At 63.0% G+C, this 25,259-nt stretch carries 23 protein-coding genes; 15 read left to right on the top strand and 8 right to left on the bottom strand.

Annotation, left to right across the window (positions count from 1 at the left end):
• Positions 1-20 precede the first annotated feature (20 nt).
• From truA to glmM, 5 genes are all read left to right on the top strand, one after another.
• A complete protein-coding gene (truA, locus tag CAY35_RS02825) occupies positions 21-872 on the top strand; it encodes a tRNA pseudouridine(38-40) synthase TruA (RefSeq protein WP_258265600.1) in 852 nt (283 codons plus the stop codon).
• Positions 873-1,206: 334 nt separating this feature from the next.
• On the top strand, positions 1,207-1,650 hold the full coding sequence (gene rplM, locus CAY35_RS02830) for a 50S ribosomal protein L13 (protein WP_035758103.1): 444 nt from the start codon (positions 1,207-1,209) through the stop codon (positions 1,648-1,650).
• Positions 1,651-1,692: 42 nt separating this feature from the next.
• The gene (gene rpsI / locus CAY35_RS02835; protein WP_035758105.1) at positions 1,693-2,184 is read left to right on the top strand and encodes a 30S ribosomal protein S9; all 492 of its coding nucleotides are present in this window, start codon (positions 1,693-1,695) and stop codon (positions 2,182-2,184) included.
• A 250-nt stretch (positions 2,185-2,434) separates the two neighbouring features.
• A complete protein-coding gene (gene ppk2, locus CAY35_RS02840) occupies positions 2,435-3,595 on the top strand; it encodes a polyphosphate kinase 2 (RefSeq protein ID WP_258265601.1) in 1,161 nt (386 codons plus the stop codon).
• 132 nt (positions 3,596-3,727) lie between these two features.
• On the top strand, positions 3,728-5,077 hold the full coding sequence (gene glmM, locus CAY35_RS02845) for a phosphoglucosamine mutase (RefSeq protein WP_109303209.1): 1,350 nt from the start codon (positions 3,728-3,730) through the stop codon (positions 5,075-5,077).
• A gap of 131 nt (positions 5,078-5,208) precedes the next feature.
• On the opposite strand, the gene mscL is transcribed toward glmM, so the two are convergent.
• Both mscL and coaA read right to left on the bottom strand, forming a co-directional pair.
• Complete coding sequence (gene mscL, locus CAY35_RS02850) at positions 5,209-5,619, bottom strand: large conductance mechanosensitive channel protein MscL (RefSeq protein ID WP_101630950.1); 411 nt, start codon at positions 5,617-5,619, stop codon at positions 5,209-5,211.
• 67 nt (positions 5,620-5,686) lie between these two features.
• Positions 5,687-6,715: a type I pantothenate kinase gene (coaA, locus tag CAY35_RS02855; protein WP_109303210.1), complete on the bottom strand. Its 1,029-nt coding sequence runs from the start codon at positions 6,713-6,715 to the stop codon at positions 5,687-5,689.
• Between the two features lie 128 nt (positions 6,716-6,843).
• Here coaA and glmS point away from each other — a divergent pair, with 128 nt between their 5' ends.
• Positions 6,844-8,718 (top strand): glutamine--fructose-6-phosphate transaminase (isomerizing), encoded by a 1,875-nt coding sequence (glmS, locus tag CAY35_RS02860; protein WP_109303211.1) that lies wholly within the window; start codon positions 6,844-6,846, stop codon positions 8,716-8,718.
• Between the two features lie 79 nt (positions 8,719-8,797).
• Positions 8,798-9,703: an EamA family transporter gene (locus CAY35_RS02865; RefSeq protein WP_109303212.1), complete on the top strand. Its 906-nt coding sequence runs from the start codon at positions 8,798-8,800 to the stop codon at positions 9,701-9,703.
• Between the two features lie 74 nt (positions 9,704-9,777).
• On the opposite strand, the gene galU is transcribed toward CAY35_RS02865, so the two are convergent.
• Positions 9,778-10,671 (bottom strand): UTP--glucose-1-phosphate uridylyltransferase GalU, encoded by an 894-nt coding sequence (gene galU, locus CAY35_RS02870; RefSeq protein WP_109303213.1) that lies wholly within the window; start codon positions 10,669-10,671, stop codon positions 9,778-9,780.
• Between the two features lie 108 nt (positions 10,672-10,779).
• Here galU and CAY35_RS02875 point away from each other — a divergent pair, with 108 nt between their 5' ends.
• Both CAY35_RS02875 and CAY35_RS02880 read left to right on the top strand, forming a co-directional pair.
• Positions 10,780-11,130: a holo-ACP synthase gene (locus CAY35_RS02875; protein WP_109303214.1), complete on the top strand. Its 351-nt coding sequence runs from the start codon at positions 10,780-10,782 to the stop codon at positions 11,128-11,130.
• Positions 11,131-11,161: 31 nt separating this feature from the next.
• Entirely contained in the window at positions 11,162-12,760 is a 1,599-nt protein-coding gene (locus CAY35_RS02880) for an NAD(P)H-hydrate dehydratase (protein ID WP_109303215.1), read from the top strand.
• Between the two features lie 54 nt (positions 12,761-12,814).
• On the opposite strand, the gene sufU is transcribed toward CAY35_RS02880, so the two are convergent.
• From sufU to CAY35_RS02895, 3 genes are read right to left on the bottom strand one after another with little or no spacing between them, the layout of a single operon-like run.
• Positions 12,815-13,267 (bottom strand): Fe-S cluster assembly sulfur transfer protein SufU, encoded by a 453-nt coding sequence (gene sufU, locus CAY35_RS02885; protein WP_109303216.1) that lies wholly within the window; start codon positions 13,265-13,267, stop codon positions 12,815-12,817.
• A 2-nt stretch (positions 13,268-13,269) separates the two neighbouring features.
• Positions 13,270-14,607 carry an aminotransferase class V-fold PLP-dependent enzyme gene (locus tag CAY35_RS02890; protein WP_109303217.1) on the bottom strand — a complete coding sequence of 446 codons (1,338 nt, stop codon included), beginning with the start codon at positions 14,605-14,607 and terminating at the stop codon, positions 13,270-13,272.
• 48 nt (positions 14,608-14,655) lie between these two features.
• Positions 14,656-16,011 carry a UDP-glucose dehydrogenase family protein gene (locus CAY35_RS02895; RefSeq protein ID WP_109303218.1) on the bottom strand — a complete coding sequence of 452 codons (1,356 nt, stop codon included), beginning with the start codon at positions 16,009-16,011 and terminating at the stop codon, positions 14,656-14,658.
• Positions 16,012-16,120: 109 nt separating this feature from the next.
• Here CAY35_RS02895 and alr point away from each other — a divergent pair, with 109 nt between their 5' ends.
• The 4 genes from alr to tsaD are packed head-to-tail and all read left to right on the top strand — an operon-like array spanning position 16,121 to position 20,358.
• Complete coding sequence (gene alr, locus CAY35_RS02900) at positions 16,121-17,959, top strand: alanine racemase (RefSeq protein ID WP_109303219.1); 1,839 nt, start codon at positions 16,121-16,123, stop codon at positions 17,957-17,959.
• Position 17,960: 1 nt separating this feature from the next.
• Positions 17,961-18,698, top strand: a complete 738-nt coding sequence (gene tsaB / locus CAY35_RS02905; RefSeq protein WP_181377455.1) for a tRNA (adenosine(37)-N6)-threonylcarbamoyltransferase complex dimerization subunit type 1 TsaB — start codon at positions 17,961-17,963, stop codon at positions 18,696-18,698.
• A complete protein-coding gene (gene rimI / locus CAY35_RS02910; protein WP_109303221.1) occupies positions 18,695-19,249 on the top strand; it encodes a ribosomal protein S18-alanine N-acetyltransferase in 555 nt (184 codons plus the stop codon). The genes tsaB and rimI overlap by 4 nt, the downstream gene beginning before the upstream one ends.
• Positions 19,246-20,358 carry a tRNA (adenosine(37)-N6)-threonylcarbamoyltransferase complex transferase subunit TsaD gene (tsaD, locus tag CAY35_RS02915; protein ID WP_109303222.1) on the top strand — a complete coding sequence of 371 codons (1,113 nt, stop codon included), beginning with the start codon at positions 19,246-19,248 and terminating at the stop codon, positions 20,356-20,358. Before rimI ends, tsaD begins: the two co-directional genes overlap by 4 nt.
• Before the next feature lie 25 nt (positions 20,359-20,383).
• Here the strand turns inward: tsaD and CAY35_RS02920 are convergent, their stop codons facing one another.
• The gene (locus CAY35_RS02920; protein ID WP_109303223.1) at positions 20,384-21,532 is read right to left on the bottom strand and encodes a glutamate--cysteine ligase; all 1,149 of its coding nucleotides are present in this window, start codon (positions 21,530-21,532) and stop codon (positions 20,384-20,386) included.
• A gap of 36 nt (positions 21,533-21,568) precedes the next feature.
• Entirely contained in the window at positions 21,569-22,885 is a 1,317-nt protein-coding gene (locus CAY35_RS02925; RefSeq protein WP_181377456.1) for a class I SAM-dependent methyltransferase, read from the bottom strand.
• 285 nt (positions 22,886-23,170) lie between these two features.
• Here CAY35_RS02925 and groES point away from each other — a divergent pair, with 285 nt between their 5' ends.
• Positions 23,171-23,467, top strand: a complete 297-nt coding sequence (groES, locus tag CAY35_RS02930; protein WP_101630611.1) for a co-chaperone GroES — start codon at positions 23,171-23,173, stop codon at positions 23,465-23,467.
• Positions 23,468-23,541: 74 nt separating this feature from the next.
• Positions 23,542-25,137 (top strand): chaperonin GroEL, encoded by a 1,596-nt coding sequence (gene groL / locus CAY35_RS02935; RefSeq protein ID WP_101630610.1) that lies wholly within the window; start codon positions 23,542-23,544, stop codon positions 25,135-25,137.
• Positions 25,138-25,259 lie beyond the last annotated feature (122 nt).

The raw sequence follows: 25,259 nt of genomic DNA on the forward strand, positions 1-25,259 counted from the left end.
GCGCGGCTAGGATGGGGCTGATGGATATGCAACGGTTCGCGATTCGGCTTTCGTATGACGGCACGCCTTTCAGCGGGTGGGCCCGGCAACCGAATCAGCCGAGTGTGCAGCAGGCTGTCGAAGAGGCGCTGTTCACGATCACGCGAACGGATGTGCGGACGGTGGTCGCTGGCCGCACGGATGCGGGTGTGCATGCGATCGGGCAGATGATCCACTGCGATCTGGCGCCCGAAGCGATCGCGAAACTCACGGTGCGGGACAACGCGGCCCCTGTCGAGGAGACCCTGGTGCGTCGCCTCAACGCGGTGCTGTCCCGGACTACGGAGCAAGCTGTCATCATCGACTCTGCCCGCGCGGTTCCTCCGGGCTTCGACGCGCGCTTCTCGGCGCTGCGCCGCCACTACCGTTACCTCATCGCTGACGGACCGCATCGCTGGAATCCGCTGCGCCGCCACGACGTCCTGTTCCACCCACGCGAACTGGACCCCGCCGCGATGGACGAGGCGGCGCAAGGGCTTCTGGGGCTCAACGATTTCTTGTCGTTCTGTAAGCCGCGCGAACACTCCTCGACGATCCGTGACCTCCAAGAGATCAGCGTGACGCGCTCGCCGGAGGGCTTCGTTGAAGCGCGGCTGAGCGCGGACGCGTTTTGCCACCACATGGTGCGCACGATCGTCGGCGCGCTCATCAGCGTAGGCGAAGGTGCGCGCCCCGTGGACTGGCCTGCGCGGCGGCTGGGGGAGCGGGTGCGCGATGCGAACACCAAGATGGCCGCGGGGCACGCATTGGTCTTGATGGGCGTTGACTACCCGGATGACGACGCGGCATCGGCTCGCGCTGAAGCGACCCGTGCCCGCAGGGATCAGGAATAGGTCGCCGGCTGAGCAGGCACAGTAGCGGTAAGCGAGCGCAGCAACGGTGGGCGAGGAGATGCTGGTCACCATGAGTTGGTCATCGGCCGGAAGTTTAAGCTAGACTAGATAGCTGTTGCGCAGTGCGCTCTTGACACCACCTGTTTACGTGACGGTCCAGTTGCAGGACCTCTGGTCTGTGAACAGAGCAAGAGAGTAAGCGAACCGGCTACGGCCCTCACCCGTAGTGCGTGTGCGCCGGCGCATCATCCGCACGGCGGTGCGAACCCTGGTTACCTCACGACAACCAGATCGAGACCGTCTGACCAGTATTCAACCGAAGGCAAAAAGAACAGTGCGTACGTACTCTCCTAAGGCCGAAAACGTCGAGCGCGATTGGTACATCATCGACGCTGAGGACGTTGTTTTGGGCCGCCTCGCAAGCCAGGCCGCAACCCTGCTGCGCGGTAAGCACAAGCCGACTTTCGCCCCACACAATGACCAGGGCGACTACGTCATCATCATCAACGCTGAGAAGGTTGCCCTCACCGGCGCCAAGCTCGAACAGAAGCGCGCATACCGTCACACCGGTTTCCCGGGCGGTCTGCGCTCCACCAACTACGCTGAGCTTCTGGAGAAGAACCCGACGCTCGCAGTGGAGAAGGCTGTCAAGGGCATGCTGCCTCACACCCGCCTGGGTAAGCAGCAGCTGACCAAGCTGAAGGTGTACCGCGGTGCAGAGCACCCACACGCCGCTCAGCAGCCTAAGACCTTCGAAATCACGCAGGTCTCCCAGTAACACTGGGCCACCCGATAACGGATATCTTCTAAGGAGACTAAAGTGGCTCAGAACGAAGAGCTCACCGAGGGCCAGGTTCCCTCGACTTACACGACTGAATCCGCTCCGGTCGCTGAAGCAACCGAAGCAACCCCACGCAACCTGACCGTTGCTGGCTCCGCTGTTGGCCGCCGTAAGCGCGCGATCGCTCGCGTTCGCGTTGTTCCAGGCTCCGGCAAGTGGACCCTCAACGGCCGTGAACTCGCCGAGTACTTCCCGAACAAGCTGCACCAGCAGGAAGTGAACGATCCGTTCACCGTTCTGGAGCTCGAAGGCGCTTACGATGTGATCGCTCGCATCCACGGCGGTGGCCCATCCGGCCAGGCCGGTGCTCTGCGCCTCGGTATCGCTCGCGCGCTCAACGAGATCGACCGCGAGAACAACCGTCCAGCGCTGAAGAAGGCTGGCTTCCTGACCCGTGACGCTCGCGTCATCGAGTCGAAGAAGGCTGGTCTCAAGAAGGCACGCAAGGCTCCACAGTACTCGAAGCGTTAATTTCGCTCGGCTCCTACATGGAGCGTGCATACGGGTGGCTCGTCCCTTTCGGGGGCGGGCCACCCGTCGTTTAAGCTGCCGCGCAATCCACCGAACGGACCCCGCGAAGCAGCCACCGCATCGTGCTGTGTTTTAGCTGTGATAAACCTTACGGAAGAGTAATAACTGGCTACTTTTAGCGTAAAATAAGGGGTGTTGGAAGCAGTGATGCGTCCACCATTCTCACCATCCACCCTGAAGAAGGAATCGCATGGCTACCTCACGCAAAGGCAGCAGCAACTCAACCGCTCAGAGCACGGCGAGCACGGCCAAAGGGGACGTGAAGCCAGCAGAGGCATCGAAGGAACAGACTCCGATGGTCGCGGAATCCAACCGCGAGCTCCACGGCGAAGAAGCGCTGTACACCGTAAGCGGTACCACGCACCGCCGTGAGGAAAAGGACGAATTCCTGAAGCAGTTCCCAGACGATGTGGACTACAAGCAGCTCGACAAGACCGAGACCCGCTTCGACCCGATCGAGGAATCGCAGTCGGACCGCATCTCGCAGCTCGAGCTCGATGACGACGCATGGCGTCAGGGCTACCCATACAAGAAGAAGCTCGGCCGCCGCGAATATGAAAAAGAGAAGCGCAAGCTCCAGATCGAACTGCTTAAAATGCAGCGCTGGATGCAGGACAACGACGAGCGCCTCGTCATCATCTTCGAAGGCCGCGACGCCGCAGGTAAAGGTGGCGCGATCAAGCGTTTCACCGAGCACCTCAACCCGCGTGGCGCACGCGTTGTTGCACTCGCAAAGCCAACCGAGGTCGAACAGACCCAGTGGTACTTCCAGCGCTACATCCAGCATCTGCCATCGGGCGGCGAGATCGTGCTGTTCGACCGCTCGTGGTACAACCGTGCCGGCGTTGAGCGCGTCATGGGCTACTGCACCCCACGCCAGTACGTCGAATTCATGCGCGAAACCCCAGAGCTCGAGCGCATGCTCGTGAACTCGGGTATCCGCCTGGTCAAGCTGTGGTTCTCGGTATCCCGTGCAGAACAGTTGCACCGCTTCGCATCCCGCGGAACCGACCCAGTGCGTCAGTGGAAGCTCTCGCCAACCGACCTCGCGTCCCTCGACAAGTGGGACGCCTACACCGAGGCCAAGCAGGCGATGTTCTTCTACACCCACACCGGGGATGCCCCATGGACCGTGGTGAAGTCCAACGACAAGAAGCGCGCACGCCTCGAAGCGATCCGCCACGTCCTCAACACGGTCGATTACCCAGGTAAGGACCCTGAGGTTGTCTACGCGCCAGATCCGCTGATCGTGGGCTCGGCTGACCGCGTGTTCGAGGCCGACGAGGGCCCAGTGGGCGAATTCCCGCTCATCGACGGTTTCGCCACGGACGCCTCAAACTCGGACGACTAAAGCTCAGCTCGCGTGAGCGAGCCGCAACCTGATTGTTCACCGCGCCGTGGGTGATGCTTTCCACAGCATCGCCCGCGGCGCGGTTGCGTGTTAGGAAGCGGCTAAGCGCATCAGGGCTCGTAGGATAGGGATATGACTCGACTATTCGGCACCGATGGCGTGCGCGGCAGAGCAAATCAACTCCTAACCCCGGAGCTGGCGATGAGCCTCGCTCAGTCGGCGTCCGTGGTCTTGGGCTTCAACGACATCGAAGGCAGCCGGAAACCGGTTGCGGTCGTCGCTAAGGATCCGCGCATTTCGGGCTCCTTCATCTCCGCGGCCATCGAGGCGGGGCTCTCAGCTTCCGGCGTTGAGGTTTACGATGCGGGCACGCTCCCAACCCCGGCAGCGGCGTATCTGGTCGCGGATTTGGAAGCGGATTTCGGCGTCATGATTTCGGCGTCCCACAACCCTGCGCCAGACAACGGGATCAAGTTCCTGGCGCGCGGCGGACAGAAGCTCGATGACGCGCTTGAGGACGCGATCGAGTCTCGCATGCAGCTTGAACCGTTGCGTCCGCAAGGCGGCGATGTGGGCCGCGTGTACCGCTTCGCTGACGCGGAAGACCGGTACGTGATGCATCTGCTGCAGACGCTGCCGAACCGCCTGGACGGCCTCAAGATCGTGATCGACGCGGCGCACGGTGCGGCTTCTGGTTGTTCTCCGGATGCGTTCCGCGCGGCAGGCGCTGAGGTCGTGGTGATCGGTGCGTCCCCGGATGGTTTGAACATCAACGAAGGCTGCGGTTCGACGCACCTCGAGATGCTACAGAAGGCTGTTGTTGAGCACGGCGCCGATATGGGTGTCGCTCACGATGGCGACGCTGACCGCTGCTTGACCGTTGACCACGAGGGCAACGTGATCGATGGCGACAAGGAGATGGCGATCCTAGCCATCGCTATGCACGAGGCCGGCAAGCTCAAGGATGACACGTTGGTGGTCACGGTCATGAGCAACTTGGGGCTCAAGCTCGCGATGAAGGAGCACGGCATCAACGTTGTTGAGACCGCGGTGGGTGACCGCTACGTCCTCGAAGAGATGCGTAAGAACGGTTATTCGCTGGGCGGTGAGCAGTCCGGTCACGTGATTATGCAGGAATTCGCGACGACGGGCGATGGCGTGCTCACGGGCCTGCATCTTGCCGCGCGGGTTGCCGCCACTGGTAAGTCGCTCAAGGAGCTCGGCGATGCTGTCACGGTTTTGCCGCAGGTCCTGATCAACGTGCGCGGCGTCGATAAGGCGGGTGTTGGATCTTCTGAACAGATCCAGGAGGCTGTGGCTGAGGCGGAGGAACGCTTGGGTGACACGGGCCGCGTACTGTTGCGCCCATCGGGCACTGAGCCGGTGGTGCGCGTGATGGTTGAGGCCGCTACCGAGGAGCAGGCCACCGATGAGGCGCGCCGCTTGGCGCAGAGGGTGCAGACGGCGCTGCCGCTGGGGTAGGCCTGCTCGGTTAGGTCTGTGCGCTGATCGGCGCAGAGAGACGTAAACGGCGGAGATATTAAACGGCTGGGGCCCGGAACCGAATGGTTCCGGGCCCCAGCCGTTGCGCTTAGCGCGCTAGAAGTTGGTGATTAGCGGGCTACGTGGTCGCCACTGGAGCCCTGTGCGGTGCCGTTGAGGGCATCGCGGATTTCGGTGAGCAGCTGTACCTGTGGGTCGACTGCTTCTGCTTCCGGGTCGATGCCGAGCTTGCGGTTGCGGCGCTCGATCATCTTGTTCATTGGCATGACGATGCAGAAGTAGACAGCTGCTGCGATGAGCAGGAAGTTCACGATGGCGGTGAGCAGTACGCCGAGCTTGATGGAACCGAAGACGAGCCAGTCGTCGAAGTTCGGGGTGCCCACGAGCATCGCGATAGCTGGCATGAGCACAGCCTGTACGAGTGCGTCGACGACCTTGCCGAATGCGGCGCCGATGATGACGGCCACGGCAAGGTCCATGACGTTGCCCTGGGAGATGAAGTCTTTAAAGCCTTTGATCATGCTTTGAGTATATGTGTTTTTGCTGTGTTTGGGACCCCGAAGAGTGGTTTCCGTAGTGTGATGTGCGTCAGATTTTCCGCAAGAGCATGTGGTGAACCGAGTGGTCGGAGTTTTTGGTGAGCACAAGCTGGGCTCGACCGCGGGTTGGCCGCACATTTTGGGTGAGGTTGGGCTCGTTGATCCGGGTCCAGATGCTGGTTGCGGTAGCGATCGCTTCGTCGTCCGTAAGCTGCGCGTAGCGGTGGAAGTAGTTGTCTGGGAGGCTGAACGCTTTGGTGCGTAGCCGCATGAAGCGTTTGATGTACCAGTCGCGGATGTCTCGCGTGCGGGCGTCAACGTAGATCGAGAAGTCGAAGAAGTCGCTCAAAGCGAGCCCAACGGTGCCATCGCCGCGTAGCCGTGGCGGGGCGAGGACGTTGAGCCCTTCGACGATCAGCACATCGGGCTGGTCCACGATCGTGTATTCGCCCGGCACGATGTTGTAGAAGTGGTGCGAGTAGGTGGGGACCTTGACGTTGGGCGTTCCGGATTTCACTTCGGTGATGAAGCGCATGAGTGCGCGCTGGTCGTAGGATTCTGGGAATCCTTTGCGGTCCATGATGCCGCGGCGGATGAGCTCTTCGTTGGGGTAGAGGAACCCGTCGGTTGTGACGAGCTGAACTTTAGGGGTACCCGGCCAGAGGCTCAAGAGCTCGCGTAGAACACGTGAAGTGGTTGATTTCCCGACGGCGACGGACCCCGCAACCCCGATGACGAATGGGGTGCGGCGGAAGTGTTCGCCGAGGAACCTGTTGGTTGCCGAGTGTGTTGCGGCTGCACCTTCGACGTAGAGCGACAGCAAGCGAGACAGCGGTAGGTAGACTTCGCGGATTTCGTCTTGGTCGAGGCGATCGCCGAGCGCGTTGAGGCGTTCGACGTCTTCCGCGCTGAAAGGCTGCTCCATGGTGTGGGCTAGGCGTGCCCACGTGGCGCGGTCAAGCCCAACGAACGGGGAGCGGCCGCCGGTGCTTTCGCTGTGTGCGGCATTGGCGGCGTTGGTGCTTTCGAGCGAATCGTCGTCTAGCGCTTCGTCAATGAGGTCCTCAGGGGTGGTCATCCACTTCATTGTGTCATCTTTGGGGCATGCGTGTTGAACGGCCGCGTGGCTCATCCCGCCGTGTGGCCGCGTGGCTCATCCCGCCGCGTGGCACAGCCCGTTAGGGGAGAGGTGATAAGTTTTTTGTCATGTGCGGAATTATCGGATATGCAGGCCCTGGGCCGGAACACAACGGCAAACATGATGCACTCGAGGTGGTACTCGAGGGGCTCAAACGTTTGGAATACCGGGGCTATGACTCCGCAGGTGTCGCTGTAGACGCCGGCGATGTTGTCGAATACCGGAAGAAGGCTGGCAAGCTGGGCAACCTCTTGACTGAGCTTGAAGCGGATCCGCTGCCCGCATCGGGCACTGGCATTGGCCACACCCGCTGGGCCACCCACGGTGGCCCGAGCGATGTTAACGCACACCCACACGTGGCAGATGAGGGGCGTCTCGCGGTGATCCATAACGGGATCATCGAGAACTTCGATTCGCTGAAGAAGAACCTGCTCGATGCGGGGTACAGCTTTAAGTCGGAGACCGACACCGAGGTTGCCGCGGTGCTTCTGGGCGATGTGTACCGGAATCAGGCTGGTGGTGACCTCACGAAGGCGATGCAGATGACGGCCTCGCGCCTCGAGGGTGCGTTTACGCTGCTCGCGATTCACGCGGAGCATCCGGGTGTTGTGGTTGCGGCGCGCAGGAACTCGCCGCTCGTGGTGGGTCTGGGCGAGGGGGAGAACTTCCTCGGCTCTGATGTTTCGGGCTTTATTGATTTCACGAAGCGCGCGGTTGAACTGGACCAGGACCAGGTCGTCACGATCACGCCGACGAGCCACGAGATCACGGACTTTTCCGGCAACCCTGCTGAAGGTACCGAGTTCACGGTCGACTGGGATGCCGCGGCGGCGTCGAAGGATGGCTTCGAATCCTTCATGGCCAAAGAGATTTTCGATCAGCCGGAAGCGGTCGCAAACACGTTGCTGGGCCGTACGGATGCCCGCGGGCATTTGAAGCTCGATGAGCTACGTATCGATGAGGCTGAGCTGAAGAACGTCGACAAGATCATCGTGCTTGCGTGCGGTACGTCGGCGTATGCGGGGCAGGTTGCCAAGTACGCGATTGAGCACTGGTGCCGCATCCCGGTAGAGGTCGAGCTTTCACACGAGTTCCGTTACCGCGATCCGATCGTCACCCCGACTACGTTGATTGTGACGATCTCGCAGTCCGGCGAGACGATGGATACGCTCATGGCGCTGCGGTACGCGAAGGAACAGGGTGCGCGGACGCTCGCGATCTGTAACACGAACGGTTCGTCGATTCCGCGTGAATCGGATGCGGTTCTGTATACGCATGCTGGCCCGGAGATCGCGGTGGCGTCGACGAAGGCGTTCCTCGCGCAGATCGCCGCAACGTACCTTTTGGGCCTGTATTTGGCGCAGCTGCGGGGCAACATGTTCTCGGGCGAGGTCGCTGACTTGCTGGCCGATATGGCGGAGATCCCTGCGAAGATCGAACGCATCCTTGAACGGAAGGACGAGATCCGCGATCTGGCGCGCAACATGGCCGAGACCGAAGCGGTCCTGTTCCTGGGCCGCCACGTGGGTTATCCGGTTGCGATGGAGGGCGCGCTCAAGCTCAAGGAGCTTGCCTACATCCACGCTGAAGGCTTCGCCGCTGGCGAGCTCAAGCATGGCCCGATCGCTCTGATCGAAGAGGGCCAGCCGGTTTTCGTTGTTGTGCCATCGCCGTCGGGTCGCCATTCGATGCACTCGAAGGTGGTTTCCAACATTCAGGAGGTCCGTGCTCGCGGCGCGCAGACGCTTGTGATCGCTGAAGAAGGCGACGAAGCGGTCGGCAACTACGCTGAGTGGGTTTTCCGTGTGCCGGAGACCAAGGCTTTGCTCGCTCCGCTCCTGACTGTGGTTCCGCTCCAGATTTTCGCTATGGAGTTGGCCGCGGCTAAGGGGCTGGATGTTGATCAGCCTCGTAACCTCGCGAAGTCGGTGACCGTCGAATAAACGTTGCGTTTCACGCACCCACTGCCGCTAAAACAATGTGCGCGGTGGGTGCGTGAACGGTTTGTAGGAGAAGGCAACAGTGTCTCGTCTTCATGCCGTTGCGGCTGCGTTGGGCATCGTCATTTGGGGTACCCAGTTCGTTGTGGCCAATGCCGCGATGGAGCATATGAGCCCGTATCTGTTGGTGGCGTTGCGGTTCTTGCCGTTGGCGATCATCGCGCTCGCCGTGGTTCCTAAACCGAAGGTTTCATGGTGGGTCATCATCGGCTATGGGACGTTGATGGGTTCGCTTGAGTTCGGCTTGCTGTTCTTGTCGATGCGGGTGGGGCTTTCGTCGGGGCTCGCGTCGTTGGTGATTCAGTCTTCGGCGCCGTTGACGGTGATTTTGAGCGCGGTATTGTTCAGGGTTCGGCCTACGATGCGGGTCGCGGTGGGGCTGCTGTTGTGTGTGGCAGCGCTGGTGGTGATTGGTGCTGGCAGAGGCGGTTCGGCTCCCGTGGCTGGCGTCGTGATTTGTGTCTTGAGCGGTTTGGCATGGGCGTTTGGCAACATTCTTGCGGGGCGGGTTCGGTGCCGTGAGCCGTTCGCGTTGGCGTTGTGGATGGCGGTTGCTGTCCCGATTCCGATGCTGGTGCTGGCTTTGATTGTGGATGGTCCGCAGGCGACGTGGGCGGGTGTGTCTTCTTTGTGGGGCCCGGACGCGGTGACTGTCGTGTTGGCTGTGCTGTATTTGGGCTTGATGTCCTCGGCGGTTGCGACCGGTATTTGGACGTTCCTGATCAGCCAGTATGGTGCGGATCGGATCGCGCCGTTGTCCACCGCGGTTCCGGTGATTGGCGTTGCGATGGGTGCGCTGGTCTTGCATGAGCCGCTTGGCACTGAGGTGTTGATTGCTGGCGCTGTGATGGTGGTGGGTCTGTTCTTGGTGACGTATCAGCGCCGCAGGCCGCCGAATCTGTTGGATACGCGAGAGCCGGCCACGTAGGCTGCGCGGCCGGCTCTGGTGCGGGGCAGTTGTGGTGCGGGGTTAGTCGCTTTTAGGAAGCCCCGCGGACGCTTTTAGGACGCGGTGAATTCGTTGAGCCATTCGCGTAGATCTGGCCCGAGGTCTTCGCGCTGGCACGCGAGTTCGATCACGGCTTTGAGGTAGGAGAGTTTGTCGCCGGTGTCGTAGCGGCGGCCGCGGAAGATGACCGCGGTGACGCCGCCGCCGTCTTCTGCCGGCATCGCGGCGAGCTCAAGCAGGGCGTCGGTCAGCTGGATTTCCCCGCCGCGGCCTGGGGCGGTGCGTTCGAGGACGTCGAACACCGCTGGGTGGAGCACGTAGCGCCCGATGACTGCGAGGTTGGAAGGCGCGTCCTCGACCTTGGGTTTTTCGACAAGGTCGGTCACGCGGACGAAGTCCTCGCCGTCGACTTCTTGGACGGCCGCGCAGCCGTAGGAGGAGATGTCGTCGGGATCGACTTCCATGAGGGCGATGACGGAACCGCCGACGCGCGCTTGGACGTCGATCATGTCGCTCAGTAGGGTCGAGGATTCTTCGATGAGGTCGTCGCCGAGTAACACCGCGAACGGTTCGTTGCCCACGTGGCCGGCCGCGCGGCCGACAGCGTGGCCGAGGCCTTTGGGTTCGCCCTGGCGGATGTAGTGGACGTCGCCGAGCTCGGTTGCGTGCTGGACTGCTTTGAGGAGTTTCTTTTTGCCGGCTTTTTCAAGCTGCTCTTCGAGGTATGGGGAAGCGTCGAAGTGGTCCTCGAGGGAGCGCTTGGGTGCGCCGGTGATCATGAGGAGGTCATCGAGTCCCGCGTTGACTGCTTCTTCGACGACGTATTGGATGGCTGGGCGGTCGACGACCGGCAGCATTTCTTTAGGCATCGCTTTCGTGGCGGGGAGGAAGCGGGTTCCGAGGCCCGCCACAGGGAAGACAGCTTTACGGACTGTGAACTGGTTCATTCTCCGCATTAAACCAGGCCAGGTTAGCTTGAGGTAAACGGAGGCTATATGTTTGTTCGCTTTCGCGGGGGTTCGGGAGCCGCGTCTGAACAGCGATAGCATCGAAGCATGATTGTGGGCATCGGTGTTGATGTTGTGGACGTTCCGCGTTTCGAAAAGTTGATCGCGCGGACCCCGGCTTTGGTTGAGCGCTTGTTTTGCCCTGAGGAGCGTCAGGTGCGTACGCGTTCCCTTGCGGCGCGTTTCGCCGCGAAGGAAGCGGTCGCGAAGGCGTTGGGTTCCCCGGGCGGGATGGTGTGGCATGACTGCGAGGTGTGCACGCTTGAATCCGGTGCCCCGGAGCTAGCCATCCGTGGAAGCGTCAAGGCGGTTGCGGACCAGCTCGGTGTCCGGCGCTGGCACGTTTCGTTGACCCACGATGGCGATGTTGCGATCGCCTATGTGATCGCTGAAGGCTAGAAGTCACCAAGGCTAGAAACCAGGTATCGCGATGCATCTTTTGTTCAGCCCGGATGAAATTCGTGAGGCGGAGGCCCCCATGCTCGCCGCGTGTGAGGCGGCTGGCGATCCGGATCGGCTCATGCGACAAGCGGCGCACGGGCTCACGGTGCACATCGCACGGACCGTGACGCGACGTCCAGCGCTAGGGGAGCCGACCGTGCCGGCCCCCGCATCGTTGGCTGTTCAGGTTGAGCCGTCTGCGTCTTCCGGCGCTCGCGCACTGCCTCGTGGTGGACTGCTGCGTGGCGCGCGAATCGTGGGCCTGATTGGTCCGGGTAACAACGGTGGCGATGGGCTGTATGCGCTAGCGGGGCTGGCTGGCCGCGGGGCACGATGCGTGGCTGTCATGGTTGCGGACCGTTGGCATGAGCGCGCAGCGGCTGCAGCTCGGGAAGCCGGGGTTGAGATCGTGCTGCACGATCAGGCGCTGGATCAGCTCGCCACAGCGGATGTGATCGTTGATGCGGTTCTGGGGATTGGAGCCAAGGGTGGGATGCCGATTCCAGGCTGGGATGCAGCCGCGCAGCGGTGGGCCGTTGATGGCGAGCCCCTCGATGCGCTCGTTGTTGCGGCGGACTGCCCGTCGGGGCTCAACACCGCAACTGGTGCGGCTGATGAGCTCGTTCCAGCCGCTGACATGACGGTCACGTTCGGTGCGTTGAAGCGTGGGCTCGCGGTGGGTGCGGCGCGAGAGAAAACAGGCGATATCTATCTGGTGGAGATCGGATTGCAGCCGCCGCGGGATATACGGATGATGCCGCGGCTCGTGACCCCGGCCGAAGCTGACCGTGAGCTGCTGGCGCCGCATGCGAGCGATCACAAGTATTCGCGCGGGGTTCTGGGCGTGCTTGCGGGCTCGCCGGAGTATCCGGGTGCCGCGGTTCTGTGCGCGAAAGCCGCCGCGGACATCGGTGCGCACGACGCGGGGCGCGGCGGCATCGGGATGCTCGTGTCCGCGGGCCGCGGGGCTGGTGGATCGGCCGTGGTGCAGGCTCTTCCGGAGGTCGTGGCGATCGAGCGGGGCGAGCTGACCAAGACCGAATGGCCTGCCGCGGCGCGCAAGGTGAGCGCGTGGGTCGTGGGCCCGGGGCTCGGCGATGACCCGGAGGATATTGAGCCGGCGCTCGCCGTGATGCGTGACAGCCGCGGCCCCGTTGTCGTGGACGCCTCAGCGCTCGCAGTGTGGGAGCCTGCGGGGCTTCACGTGCTGACTCCGCATGCGGGAGAGTTCGCTGCGCTCGCGAAGCGTTTGGGAGTGAAGACTGCGGCCCCAAACGAGGATCCGCTGACCGCCGCACGCGATCTTGCTTCGGAGACCGGCGCGGTGGTTCTGCTCAAAGGCTCAGCGACGGTGATCGCGGGGCCAGACGGCGCAACCTTCGTAGCGGCATCGGCGGCGCCGACGCTGGCCCGCGCCGGTTCGGGGGACAAACTCGCTGGCGTGGTGGGTGCGATGCTCGCGACCCACGCTGCCCGTGCCACTTCCAGCGGGGGAGAGCTCAGCCCGGAACGCCTCACCCCGGAACGCATTGCGCAACTGACCGCGGCGGCCGCGGTTCTGCACGGAGTGAAATACAGCGCCGTATAGCCTACACATCGCCGTCTAGCCTGCTCCGCCCGGCCGTGCGCCGCCCGCGCGGCTCTACTTTTCGCGGAACAGTAGCGCTTCGGCGTAGGCGGCTTGGAACGCTTTCCAGCTCATTAGAACGCACTTGACCCGGTTGGGGAACTTCGCGGCACCCGCCAGGGCGACCGCATCGCCGACGATCTCCTCGTCAGCCTCGATCTTCCCGCGGGAGTGGAGCACCTCATCGAAGTGGGCGATCATCGCTTCAACCTCGCTGATCGGCTCGCCGATGAACAAGTCAGACATCATCGAAACGGATGCTCGGCTCATGGCGCAACCCACGGCGTCGTAGGAGATGTCCTCGACCGTGCTGCCGTCTTCCGAGAGCTTCAAACGCAACTGCACCTCGTCGCCACACACGGGGTTCACGTGGTGGACGTCGGCATCGAACGGTTCGCGCAGGCCCGCGTGTTTGGGGTGCTTATCGTGTTCGAAAATGAGCTCTGAATACAGCGTGTTGAGGTTCATGGTCACCGGAAACTGTTGAAGTAGTCGATGGTTTTCTGGACGGCCTCGATGAGCGCGTCCACTTCCGCTTCAGTGTTGTAGACGCTGAAGCTTGCGCGCGTGCTCCCGTGGATCCCGTAGCGCCGGTGCAGCGGCCACGCGCAGTGATGCCCCACGCGCACGAGCACGCCTTGAGAATCGAGGACCTGGCCCACGTCGTGTGGATGCAGGCCGTCGATGGTGAAGGCAACAGCGCCGGTACGTTCAGCGCCGGTGCGTTCGGCGCCGCCATCATGCTGTCCCGCATCGTTGAGCCCTGAAGCATGCAGCCCTGGCCCGATGATGCGGACGCCGTCGATGTGGTTGAGGCCTGCGATCGCGCGCTTAACGAGCCGCGCTTGATGCGCGGCGACGTTGTCCATGCCGAGCTCGGTGAGGTAATCGCACGCGGCGGCGAGCGCTACGGCCTGCGATGTCGGTGGGGTTCCAGCTTCGAAGCGGGCTGGAGGCTCGGCGTAGGTTGTGCGTTCCATCGTGACGATCTCGATCATCGAGCCCCCGAGCAAGAACGGAGGCAGATCCTTGAGTAGTTCGTAGCGGCCCCACAGAACGCCGATGCCGGTTGGTGCGAGCATCTTGTGGCCGGAGAACGCGAGGAAATCGACATCGAGCTTCTGCACATCGACTGGCATGTGCGGTACTGACTGGCACGCGTCGAGCACCGTGAGCGCGCCGACCTTCTTCGCGGCTTCGACCAAGGTGGCCACGGGGTTGATGGTTCCGGTCACGTTGGACTGGTGCGTGAATGCTACGACTTTGGTTCGCTCGTTGAGCAGCGTGTCCAGCTCGGTGAGGTCGAGCTGGAAATCATCCGTGAGCGGGATCCAGCGCAAGGTCGCGCCGGTGCGGCGGGCGAGTTCTTGCCACGGAATCAGGTTCGCGTGGTGCTCCATCTCGGTGATGAGGATCTCGTCGCCCGGCCCAACTCGGAGCCGCTCGGGGGTCGTGTCATCGCCGTTGCCCAGGGCATAGGCCACCAGGTTCAGCGCTTCCGTCGCGTTCTTGGTGAACACGACTTCGCTGGCCGAGGCCGCGCCGATGAACTCCGCGATTGTCTCTCGCGCATCTTCGTACGCATCCGTCGCGGCTTCAGCGAGCTGATGCGCACCACGCTTAACAGCCGCATTGGAACCCAAAACGAAAGCGGTTTCGGCGTCCATGACCTGCTGCGGGCGCTGCGAGGTTGCACCCGAATCCAGATAGATCAAGGGCGAGCCATCCGCAGCGGTTCGGCTGAGGATTGGGAAGTCGCTACGAACAGTGTTGACGTCGAACCCAGCGTTGACATCGAAACCGGTCATGACGCTCCTTGTGTGTCTATCGTTGCCTTGCGGGTGAGCTCCGCGCTGTCAGTTACGCTCCGGACCCTTGTGGCCCATGCGGTCCAGCGTCCACCCCGCGGAAGTCCATGCTTGCGGATCAAGCACGTTGCGGCCATCGATCATGTAACGATCCGCAACAACCTCACCGAATTCAACCGGGTCAAGGTTCTTGAACTCATCCCATTCGGTCAACAGCAATACGACGTTCGCACCGTGAGCCGCATCCGCCGCTGACTGCGCGTACCGCAAGCGAGGGAACCGCTTCGCCGCGTTCTTCATGCCCTGCGGATCGTAGACGGACACATCCGCGCCAGAGGAGTACAAGCGTGCCGCAACATCCAGTGCGGGGGAGTCACGAACATCGTCGGAGTTTGGCTTGAACGCCGCGCCCAGAACCGCGACGCGGGCACCATGCAGGTCCCCGCCCACGGCACGCTCCGCGAGGTAGATCGCGCGTTCGCGGCGGCGCAGGTTGATCTCGTCCATGTGGTCGAGGAACCGCATCGTGTGCGGCAAGCCCAGCTCAGATACCCGGGCCTGTAGCGCGCGAATATCCTTAGGCAAGCAACCGCCACCGAAACCGATGCCGGCGTTGAGGAACTTCCGCCCGATGCGCGGATCCATGCCGATCGCGTCCGCGAGCGTTTTGATGTCGCCGCCAGCGGTCTCCGTGACTTCAGAGAACGCGTTGATGAAGGAGATCTTGGTCGCCAAGAACGCGTTCGCGGCAACCTTCACAAGCTCGGCCGTTTCGAAGTCGGTGACGACCAGTGGAGTCCCGTCGGCCAGTGGCTTCGCGTACACGGCCCGCAGGATGTCCTCGGCCCGCTTCGACTGCACACCGAACACGAGCCGGTCCGGCGTCAGCGTGTCTTCGACCGCGAACCCTTCACGCAGAAACTCAGGGTTCCAGCACAGCTCCGCATTGATATCCACGCCGCGCTTAGCCACGAGCTTCTTCAACCGCTTAGCGAGCCGCGCCGCGGTACCCACCGGAACCGTGGACTTACCCGCGATCAGCGTGTCCTTCGAAACCACGGCACCGAGCGAATCGATCGCCGCATCGACATACCGCATGTCAGCGCCGTGATCGTTTTCGCGCTGCGGGGTGCCCACACCGATGAAGTGAACATCCGCATCGGCCACCTCTTGATAATCCGTGGTGAAACGCAAGCGGCCATCGCGCACGTGGCGTTCCAGCATCTCGTCGAGGCCCGGTTCGTGGAACGGGAGGATCCCGGCGTTGAGACGTTCAACACGTTCAGGTTCAACATCAACACCAACAACCTCGAAGCCGAGCTCCGCCATGCACGCGGCGTGTGTGGCCCCCAAATATCCGGCGCCGATCACCGAAATCTTCCGCGGTTGTGCTTCGTTTTGCACGAATGGTCTCCTTCACGGTTGGCTACCTATGATCTTAGGCGCTGGGTCTGATCTTAGGCGCTGGGTCGCAAAGCGAGGTGAAGTGCCGGCGAAGGTCTAGGCTAGAAGGGTGTCTTCCCACAGTTTTTCTTCCCCTACCGGCGCTGAAGCATCGGCGGCGCAATGGTTGCATGCGCACGATGCGGTTGCGGCTGCACCTGAACGGTGCGCTGAGATCGACTTGGGTGCGTTGGCGGCCAATGTTGCGCGCATCCGTGAGTTGGTGGGCGAGGTGCACATCATGGCGATTGTGAAGGCGCAGGCTTATGGGCACGGCGCTGTCGCGTGTGCTCGGGCCGCGTTGGATGCGGGTGCCACGTGGGTTGGTACCGCACACGTGAGTGAGGCTTTGGAGCTGCGTGCCGCGGGGATCGACGCTCCTGCGCTGTGCTGGTTGCACACATCGGACACTGATTTTGAGGCGGCGGTTGCCAATGGCATCGATATTGGTGTGTCCGGTTGGGAGTTGGAGCCGGTGATCGAGGCGGCACGCGCGGTGGGGCGTGCGGCGCGGATTCACCTCAAGATCGACACGGGCTTGGGCCGCAATGGATGCACGGCGGCGCAGTGGCCGCAGCTTGTTGAGCGTGCGGCCGCGGCAGAGCGTGCAGGCGACGTCCGCGTCGTGGGGGTTTTCTCGCACTACGCGATGGGCGATGAGCCGGAGCATCCCGCGAACGATGCCCAGACGCGCGCATTCGAGGATGCGCTCGCCGTGGTGGCGGAGGCCGGGCTCGAGCCTGAGGTGCGGCATATCGCGAACACCCCTACGGTGTTTGCGCGCACGGACGCGATGTATGACATGGTCCGGGTCGGTTTGGGTCTGTATGGGCTGTCGCCGTTCGAGGGCAAGACCTCGGCTGATCTGGGTTTGCGGCCGGTCATGCGCCTGGTTGCGCACGTGGCTGGGGCCAAGCGGGTCGATGCGGGCCAAGGCGTGTCGTATGGCTTGTGCTGGCATGCCGAACAGCCGACGACGTTGGGGCTGGTTCCCGTGGGGTACGCCGACGGCATCCCGCGGATTGCTGAAGGCACCCACGTGAGCATCGATGGCGTCCGGTATCCGCTGGTGGGCCGGATCGCGATGGACCAGTTTGTGATCGATCTGGGGCCCGACGCCGAGCCGGCTGATTACCTGGGTAAAGATGCCGTGGTCTTTGGTGACCCTGAGCGGGGCGAGCCGGCTGTTGAGGAATGGTCCGAGGCCTCCCGCACCATCAACTACGAGACGGTCACACGGATCTCCGACCGCGTCCCGCGGCGGATGGTTCGGGGCGGGGCTGCTGGCGGCGGTAGCGCAGCTGCTAGCGGGCACGCCGACAGCTCACTGTCGTTGACGATTGACACCCCGTCGGCAATGCAGCGCTTCGCCCGGGTGCTCGCCGGCGAGTTGCAGGCTGGCGACGTTCTGATCCTGACGGGCGAGCTCGGCGCCGGCAAGACGACCTTCACGCAGGGGCTCGGCGAGGGCCTCGGCGTTCGTGAGGGCATCACATCGCCAACATTCGTGCTGTCCCGCATCCACCCATCGTTGACCGATGGGCCAGCGCTGGTGCATGTGGACGCCTACCGGCTGGGTTCAGCAGACGAGCTCGAGGACCTCGACCTCATCGACACCGTGGACGAATCCGTGACCGTGGTCGAATGGGGACGCGACCGCGCCGAGGGACTCTCGGAATCGCGGCTAGAGATCACGCTTGAACGCCCGATCGGGGGCGGCGCAGCAGAGCAGGCAACAGCGGAACCCAATGGGGACGCCCCTGCACCATGGGAAATCGAAGATGAAGAAGATGCCGCGGCACCTCGCATCGTGACGCTGTGCTGGGTTGGCCCGCGCTGGAACGATGCGGCCGTTGCCGGACTGCGTGCCGCGCTCGCCGGGTTCGTTGATGCTAAGCAGGAGGGCTGAGATGCGCGACGGTGTTCAGAAGATTCTTGCGTTGGACACTTCCTCGGTGGTTTCGGTCGCGTGCGTGACCGTAGGTAGCGGGGATGCGGACAGCGCCGGCGTCGAGGTGGTCGCGGAACACGAGACCGATTCCACGACCCGACACGCCGAAGACCTCATCCCTGTATGCGAACGCCTTCTTGCCGAGGCCGGATGGGATCGTCCCGACGCGGTCCTAGTGGGCGAAGGCCCCGGTCCATTCACCGGCCTGCGGGTCGGGATCGCCGCCGGGCAGACTCTCGCGTTCGCGTGGGGTGTTGACGCCTACGGCATCTGCTCGCTCGACGGTCTCGCCGCGCAGCTACTGGCCGAAAGCGGCCTTGCCAGCGAGAATGACAGCGATCTTGCCGCTACAGATGCCGAACCCGTCCTGACAGCGGCGCTGGACGCCCGCCGTCGTGAGCTGTATTGGGCGAGCTATGCACGCAACGGTGCGCGCATCGATGGCCCGCACGTGACCAAGCCTGGTGAGCTTCCAGCCGAATATCCCGTGGGTGGCGCTGGCGTGAGCGTTCGCGCTGAAGAGCTCGCTGAGGCCGCGATCCCGGTTCTCGCTGGCACCGAAACCATGCCGGTGTCCGCGTCATATTTGGCGCGGGCGTGGCACACCGCCGGCATGCCAGCTAACCCGCCCATCGCGCGGTATCTGCGGGAGTCCGATGCGGTGGTCCCTGCCTCGATGCAAGGCCGTCAACGATGAGCACCGACTTAGCCCCCGCTACCGAAGCTGAGCTGGCGCGGGCTCCGGAAGGGTACGTCGTTCGCCGGCTGGACGCGGCCGATGTCGCGGAACTCATGCCGCTCGAGGCCGAGCTTTTCCCGCTGGATCGCTGGGATGAACGCATGATGCGCGAGGAGCTTTCGCACCCTGAATGGCGGCAATACTGGGGCGTGGCCGAGCAGGAAACCGGCGTGCTGATCGCGTATGCAGGCCTGCAGTACAGCCCGCACATCGCGGACGTTCAGACGATTGGCGTGGTCCCTGAGCATTCTGGTCGCGGGGTCGCGAGGTACCTGATGTGGCTCATGGAGTCTCGGGCACGTGACTGGGGCGCGACCCACATGATGCTCGAGGTCCGCGCTTCGAATGAGCGCGCCATCGAGCTGTATCAACGCAACGGGTTTGAGGAGATCGCGCGCCGCCGCGGATACTATCCAGGTGGAACGCCCGCCGCGCCCGGCATCGCGAACGCGTCCAGCGCGGGCGAGGACGCCGTGATTATGCACAAAGACATCCGAGGGAAGGTATGAGCGCCGTGAGTGTTGAAGCCGTACGCGAATCGGTGGACGCGGCACCCGTTGTTTTGGGCATCGAAACCAGTTGCGACGAGACGGGCGTCGGCATCGTCCGTGGGACCACGCTGCTCGCTAACGCCGTGGCGTCCTCGGTGGATGAACACGTGCGTTTCGGCGGGGTCATCCCGGAGATCGCGTCGCGCGCGCACGTTGAGGCGATGGTCCCGACGCTGCGTTCCGCTTTGGAGACCGCGGAACTCACGCTCGACGACGTGGATGCGATCGCTGTGACCGCTGGGCCTGGCCTGGCAGGTGCGTTGATGGTGGGTGTTTCCGCCGCGAAGGCTCTTGCGTTGGCCACGGGGAAGCCGCTGTACGCGGTCAACCATTTGGTTGCGCACGTCGGCGTTGGTGTGCTCGACGGCGGCGAGCTTCCACCGAATCTGGGCGCGGTCCTGGTTTCGGGTGGTCACACGGAGATCCTCAAAGTGGATTCGTTGACTTCTGACATCACGATGCTCGGGTCAACTATCGACGATGCCGCGGGGGAGGCCTACGATAAGGTCGCCCGCCTGCTGGGGTTGAGTTATCCGGGCGGGCCGGTCATCGACAAGCTCGCCGCGCAAGGCAACCGGAAAGCGATCCGTTTCCCACGCGGGCTCACGACCGGCAAGTTCATGGGCACCCCCGAGGAACCGGGCCCCCGCCGCTATGACTTCAGCTTCTCTGGTTTGAAGACCGCCGTGGCGCGCTATGTTGAGCACTGCGAAGCCACCGGGGAAGAGCTCGTGATCGAGGACGTGTGCGCCTCATTCCAGGAAGCCGTCGTGGACGTCATCACGTCCAAGGCTGTGATGGCGTGCCGCGAACACGGCCTCACAACCCTGCTGTTGGGAGGCGGGGTCGCCGCGAACTCTCGCTTGCGTGAACTGCTCGCCGCACGCTGCGCATCCGCCGGTATCGAGCTGCGGATCCCACCGTTCTCCTTGTGCACCGACAACGGCGCGATGATCGCCGCGCTCGGCGCTCAACTCGTGATGGACGGGGTAGGGCCCACCGGAACCGACTTCGGAACCGACACCTCACTACCCGTCAGCACGGTGTCAATGCTGGCGGACGGCTAGGCCGCCTGCCAGCGCAACCCGCGCGTTAGCGATCAAGCGAGGCGTGCAAGCGTTCCGAGTTGTCCTTGACAACCGAGGCCAAGTCGCCGCCGTTAGCCTCAGCCACGTTGCGTTGCCGTTCGTATTCGCATGGCTGCTGCATCATCGTCGTGATGTGGTTGAGTTCTTCAGCGCAACCGAGGCGTTCGGCGATAGGGGTGAGGCGTTCGACGTCCTGGGCGATGTGGTCGGTGACCAGCAGCTCGTCGCCGGCTGAGTTCACGATGATGATGGCCTCGCGGCCGTAGCGGGCGGCACGCCACTTGTTTTCGACGCGGAACCACGGCGTCATGACCGGAATGCTCCAGCCGGCGTCCAACATGTCAGACATTTCGGTCACGAGGCATTGTGTGTACGCGGCGACTGCGGCGATGTCGTCCAAGTCAGGAAGGCCGTCGCAGATCCGCATTTCAACCGTCCCGTACTTAGGGACCGGGCGGGCATCCCAGCGGATCTCGTCCAAAACATCCACGACGCCCGTGTGGAGCATGTCTGCGACGTAGGACTCGTATTCGAACCACTTGGAGAAGTGGAACGGCAGCCCCGCGGTCGGCAACTGCTGGAACATGAGCGAACGCTGCGAGCCGTAGCCCGTGTCGGTCCCGCCCCAGAACGGCGAAGACGAGGTCAACGCCAGCAGGTGCGGCTGCTTATTGATGAGCCCGTCGACAATCGGAAGCGCCTTGTCGCGATGGTCAATACCCACGTGGACGTGCACGCCGTAAATAACCATTTGCCGGCCCCACCACTGGGTGCGGTCGATCAGGGTCGAGTAGCGGTCCTTATCCGAAACCTCCTGGAGCGTCGGCTCCGCGAACGGGTGGGAGCCCGCGCAATACAGGGACGTGTTGAGCGGATCCAAAATATCGCTCACATCGCGGGCCGTTGATGCAAGGTCTGCAACCGCATCGGCAACTTTGTTGTGTACGCCGGTGACGCATTCGACCGTGTTCTGCAACAGTTCACGCGTGAGCCGTGGAGCGCCGTCGGGGTGGGTGATGCGATCCTGCTTTTCGAGCTCATCAAGGATGCGGGGCGCTTCCGGGCGGAGGTCGCCGGTGTCGCGGTCTACGAGTGCGATCTCCCATTCGATCCCCAGCGTCGAGGGCTTGGATGGGGTGAATTCGATGCTCATGGGTCTCCTCGCATCGGTCCTACTGCAATTAGTTGATCATACGGCGGAACCGGGCGTGATCCCACATCCGAAGACCACGCGTTGCTTTCCGATGCGTGTGAGGATCAGCGTGGCCGTGCCGTCGCCGTGGCCTTTGCCGAGCAGAATTTTCCGCAGCTCTTCCGGCGTGACGTCGAGTCCGCGCTTTTTGATGGTCAACTGCCCGATGCGGTTGTTACGCACCCAGGCCCGCAGGGCCTTGATTTTGTACGGCATCACCATGTCGATGCGGTAGCTGGTGGCCAGCGGCGTGGTCGATGGTGTGGTGCCGGTGAGGTAGGCGATGTGCGGGTCGAGGCCGGTTGCGTCGAGTTGTTCCGCGAGATCGGCTACGAGGCCGGCGCGGATCACGGCTCCGGCGGGTTCGTGAAGATAGGTTGCGTAGGTTGCGGGGTTTGTCAGGTCGCTGTCATGTGGGAGGACGGGAACGTCGTCGCCGAGGGCGAGCGCATCCGGGTCCTGATCGGGGTGGGCCGCACTCGAGGTGAGCTCCGCAACCTGGTCATCCTTGATGACCAGCGCCGCGCGCCGAACCTGCGCCCGTCGCGCTGCATTGAACCACAGCGTAGCTTCGACCACGCTGCCGTTGTGTTCAACCCACTGCGCCTCCGCGGTGTCCGGAATCGACTCGTGAGGGATCCCGGGCCCAAGTTTGACGCCCATCGGAAGCCCGTGGTCAGCCAGCTGCTCCACGAACGAGAGCGGGGGAGAGAACGCCTCCGGGTCCCAGCGCCGCTTGGTGCCGGACGTCGTGCTTTCGCGACGTGCAGGATCCATCCACACCGCATCGGCCGCTGAAATATCGACTTCTTCCGCGAGCCCATGCACCACCGTGACGTTAGGGAACGGCGCCGTGTTCACTGTCGCCGCGGCCGCCGTGACCTCATCCGCTTCAACCGCGGTCACATCGATACCCAACGCCGCCATCGCCATCGCATCCGCGCCTAAGCCGCAACCGAGGTCCGCGACGTGCCGCACCCCCGCATCGCGCATCCGTCCGGCATGCCGCGCCGCAACCGAAAGCCGCGTGGCCTGCTCGAGTCCCGCTTGCGTCAGCATCATGCGTTCAGCGAACGGACCGAACTTGCCGCGCGCCTTGAACCGTAGTTCAAGCTGATGCACGACGGCGGCGACCAGCTCCGCTGAATGCCCGGCTTTGCGCAGAGTCAGCGTGAGGTCGGTTGCGAGCTTCTTGGTTGCGGCCTGGTCAGGGGAGAGCTGAGCGAGCAGCTCTTGGCCTTCAGGCGTGAAAGCGGCCCCTATGGGCTCAGTGGGGTCAGACGTGATGGAGTCCGGTTTGTTGCTGGATGCCATGCCTCCAGCTTGTCACGAATGTGGGGGAGTCGTGTGCAGCGTGTGCGGCAGGCATGATGCGCGTGCGAGGCAGGTGAAGCACGCTCAAGGCGAACAATTGGCACTCATCTTGACCGAGTGCCAGAAATGTTCCTAGAGTGGAGGCATCAGCACTCGGAAGCCGAGAGTGCTAAATCCGAGTGCGCAAGCCATCAGCTGCTTCCGGTCGACACCCGCGACGACGCCCGGAGGACGCGTTGTATGGCCCGTACACCTACAGGTCTATTACGCAAAGGAGAGGTCCACATGTCGATCTCTATCAAGCCCCTCGAAGATCGCATCGTCATCCAGCAGCTCGAAGCAGAGCAGACCACCGCTTCCGGCCTGGTCATCCCAGACACCGCGAAGGAAAAGCCTCAGGAAGGCAAGGTCGTTGCTGTTGGTGCCGGCCGCGTCGACGACAAGGGCAACCGCATCCCTGTCGATGTCAAGGAAGGTGACGTTGTCATCTACTCCAAGTACGGCGGCACCGAGGTCAAGATCGGCGGCGAGGAGTACCTCGTTCTGTCCGCTCGCGACGTCCTCGCAGTAGTCGAGAAGTAAACACCCGTTTCTTCACAAACTCTTGATCTAGCGGCCTCCCGGGAATCGGTTGAGGCTATGAAGGAGTAAAACGAATGGCAAAGCAGCTTGCGTTCAACGACGCAGCGCGCAAGGCCCTCGAAGCCGGCGTTGACCGCCTGGCTGACACTGTCAAGGTGACCCTCGGCCCACGCGGCCGCAACGTGGTCCTTGATAAGCAGTGGGGCGCACCAACCATCACTAACGACGGCGTGACGATCGCTCGCGACGTCGAGCTCAAGGATCCATACGAGAACCTTGGCGCACAGCTGGCTAAAGAAGTAGCCACCAAAACCAACGACATCGCTGGTGACGGCACGACCACCGCAACCGTTCTCGCGCAGGCCCTCGTCAAGGAAGGCCTGCGCAACGTAGCGGCAGGTGCGGCACCTGGCGAAATCAAGCGCGGCATCGAAGCCGCAGTCGATGCTGTTGAGGCTCGCCTGCTTGAGAACGCCCGCGACGTGCAGGACGAAAACGTCGCCCACGTCGGCGCGATCTCCGCTCAGTCGGATGAGATCGGTGAGCTTCTCGCTGAGGCCTTCAAGAAGGTCGGCACCGAGGGCGTCATCACCATCGAAGAGTCCAACACCACCCAGACCGTGCTGGATGTGACCGAGGGTATGCAGTTCGATAAGGGCTACCTCTCGCCACACTTCGTCACCGACGCGGAGCGTCAGGAAGCCGTCCTCGAGGACGCCTACGTCCTGATCAACTCCGGCAAGATCTCGGCGCTGCAGGACATCGTCCCGCTGCTCGAGCACGTCTTGAAGGAATCCAAGCCGCTGTTCATCATCGCTGAGGACATCGAAGGCGAAGCCCTTTCGACCCTCGTCGTGAACAAGCTGCGCGGAACCCTCAACGTTGTTGCCGTGAAGGCTCCAGGCTTCGGCGACCGCCGCAAGGCAATGCTGCAGGACATCGCGATCCTCACCGGCGCCCAGGTTGTATCCCAGGACCTCGGCCTGCGTCTGGACCAGGTTGGTCCGGAGGTCTTCGGTAAGGTCCGCCGCGTGACCGTGACCAAGGACAACACGACCCTGGTCGATGGCGCAGGCGACGACGAAGAGGTCGCCGCGCGCGTAGCCCAGATCAAGGCAGAGTACGCAAACTCTGACTCGGAATGGGACAAGGAGAAGCTCCAGGAGCGCCTCGCGAAGCTCGCCGGCGGTGTTGGCGTCATCAAAGTTGGTGCCGCAACCGAGGTCGAGCTCAAGGAACGCAAGGCACGCATCGAAGACGCCGTGTCTTCGACCCGCGCAGCGCTCGAGGAAGGCATCGTCGCAGGCGGCGGTACCGCGCTCGTCGACGCACTCCACGTGCTCGATGAGGACGAGAACCTCAAGGCTTTCGAAGGCGACGCCGCTACCGGTGTCGACATCGTCCGCCGCGCACTGGTGACCCCGGTCAAGCAGATCGCAGCGAACGCCGGCTTCGACGGCTCCGTCATCGCGTCCAAGGTCGCAGAATCCCCAGCAAACCACGGCTTCAACGCCAAGACCGGCGTCTACGAAGACCTGCTCGCTGCTGGCGTGATCGACCCAGTCAAGGTGACCCGCTCCGCACTGCGTAACGCGGCATCGATCGCGGCGCTCGTCCTGACCACCGAAACCCTGGTCGTGGACAAGCCAGCCGAGGAAGACGAAGACTAAGTCCTTCCTCCAGGCCTCATGATCTGGTGGCCCGCCCGAGACGCACTCGGGCGGGCCACCGCCGTTTAAACCGCCTTTTGAGTTGCGCACATCACGTCGTTGCCAACAGCAACGAGCAACGC

It is taken from the genome of Pseudoglutamicibacter cumminsii, from assembly GCF_003143995.1.
Classification (GTDB): Bacteria; Actinomycetota; Actinomycetes; order Actinomycetales; family Micrococcaceae; genus Pseudoglutamicibacter; species Pseudoglutamicibacter cumminsii_B.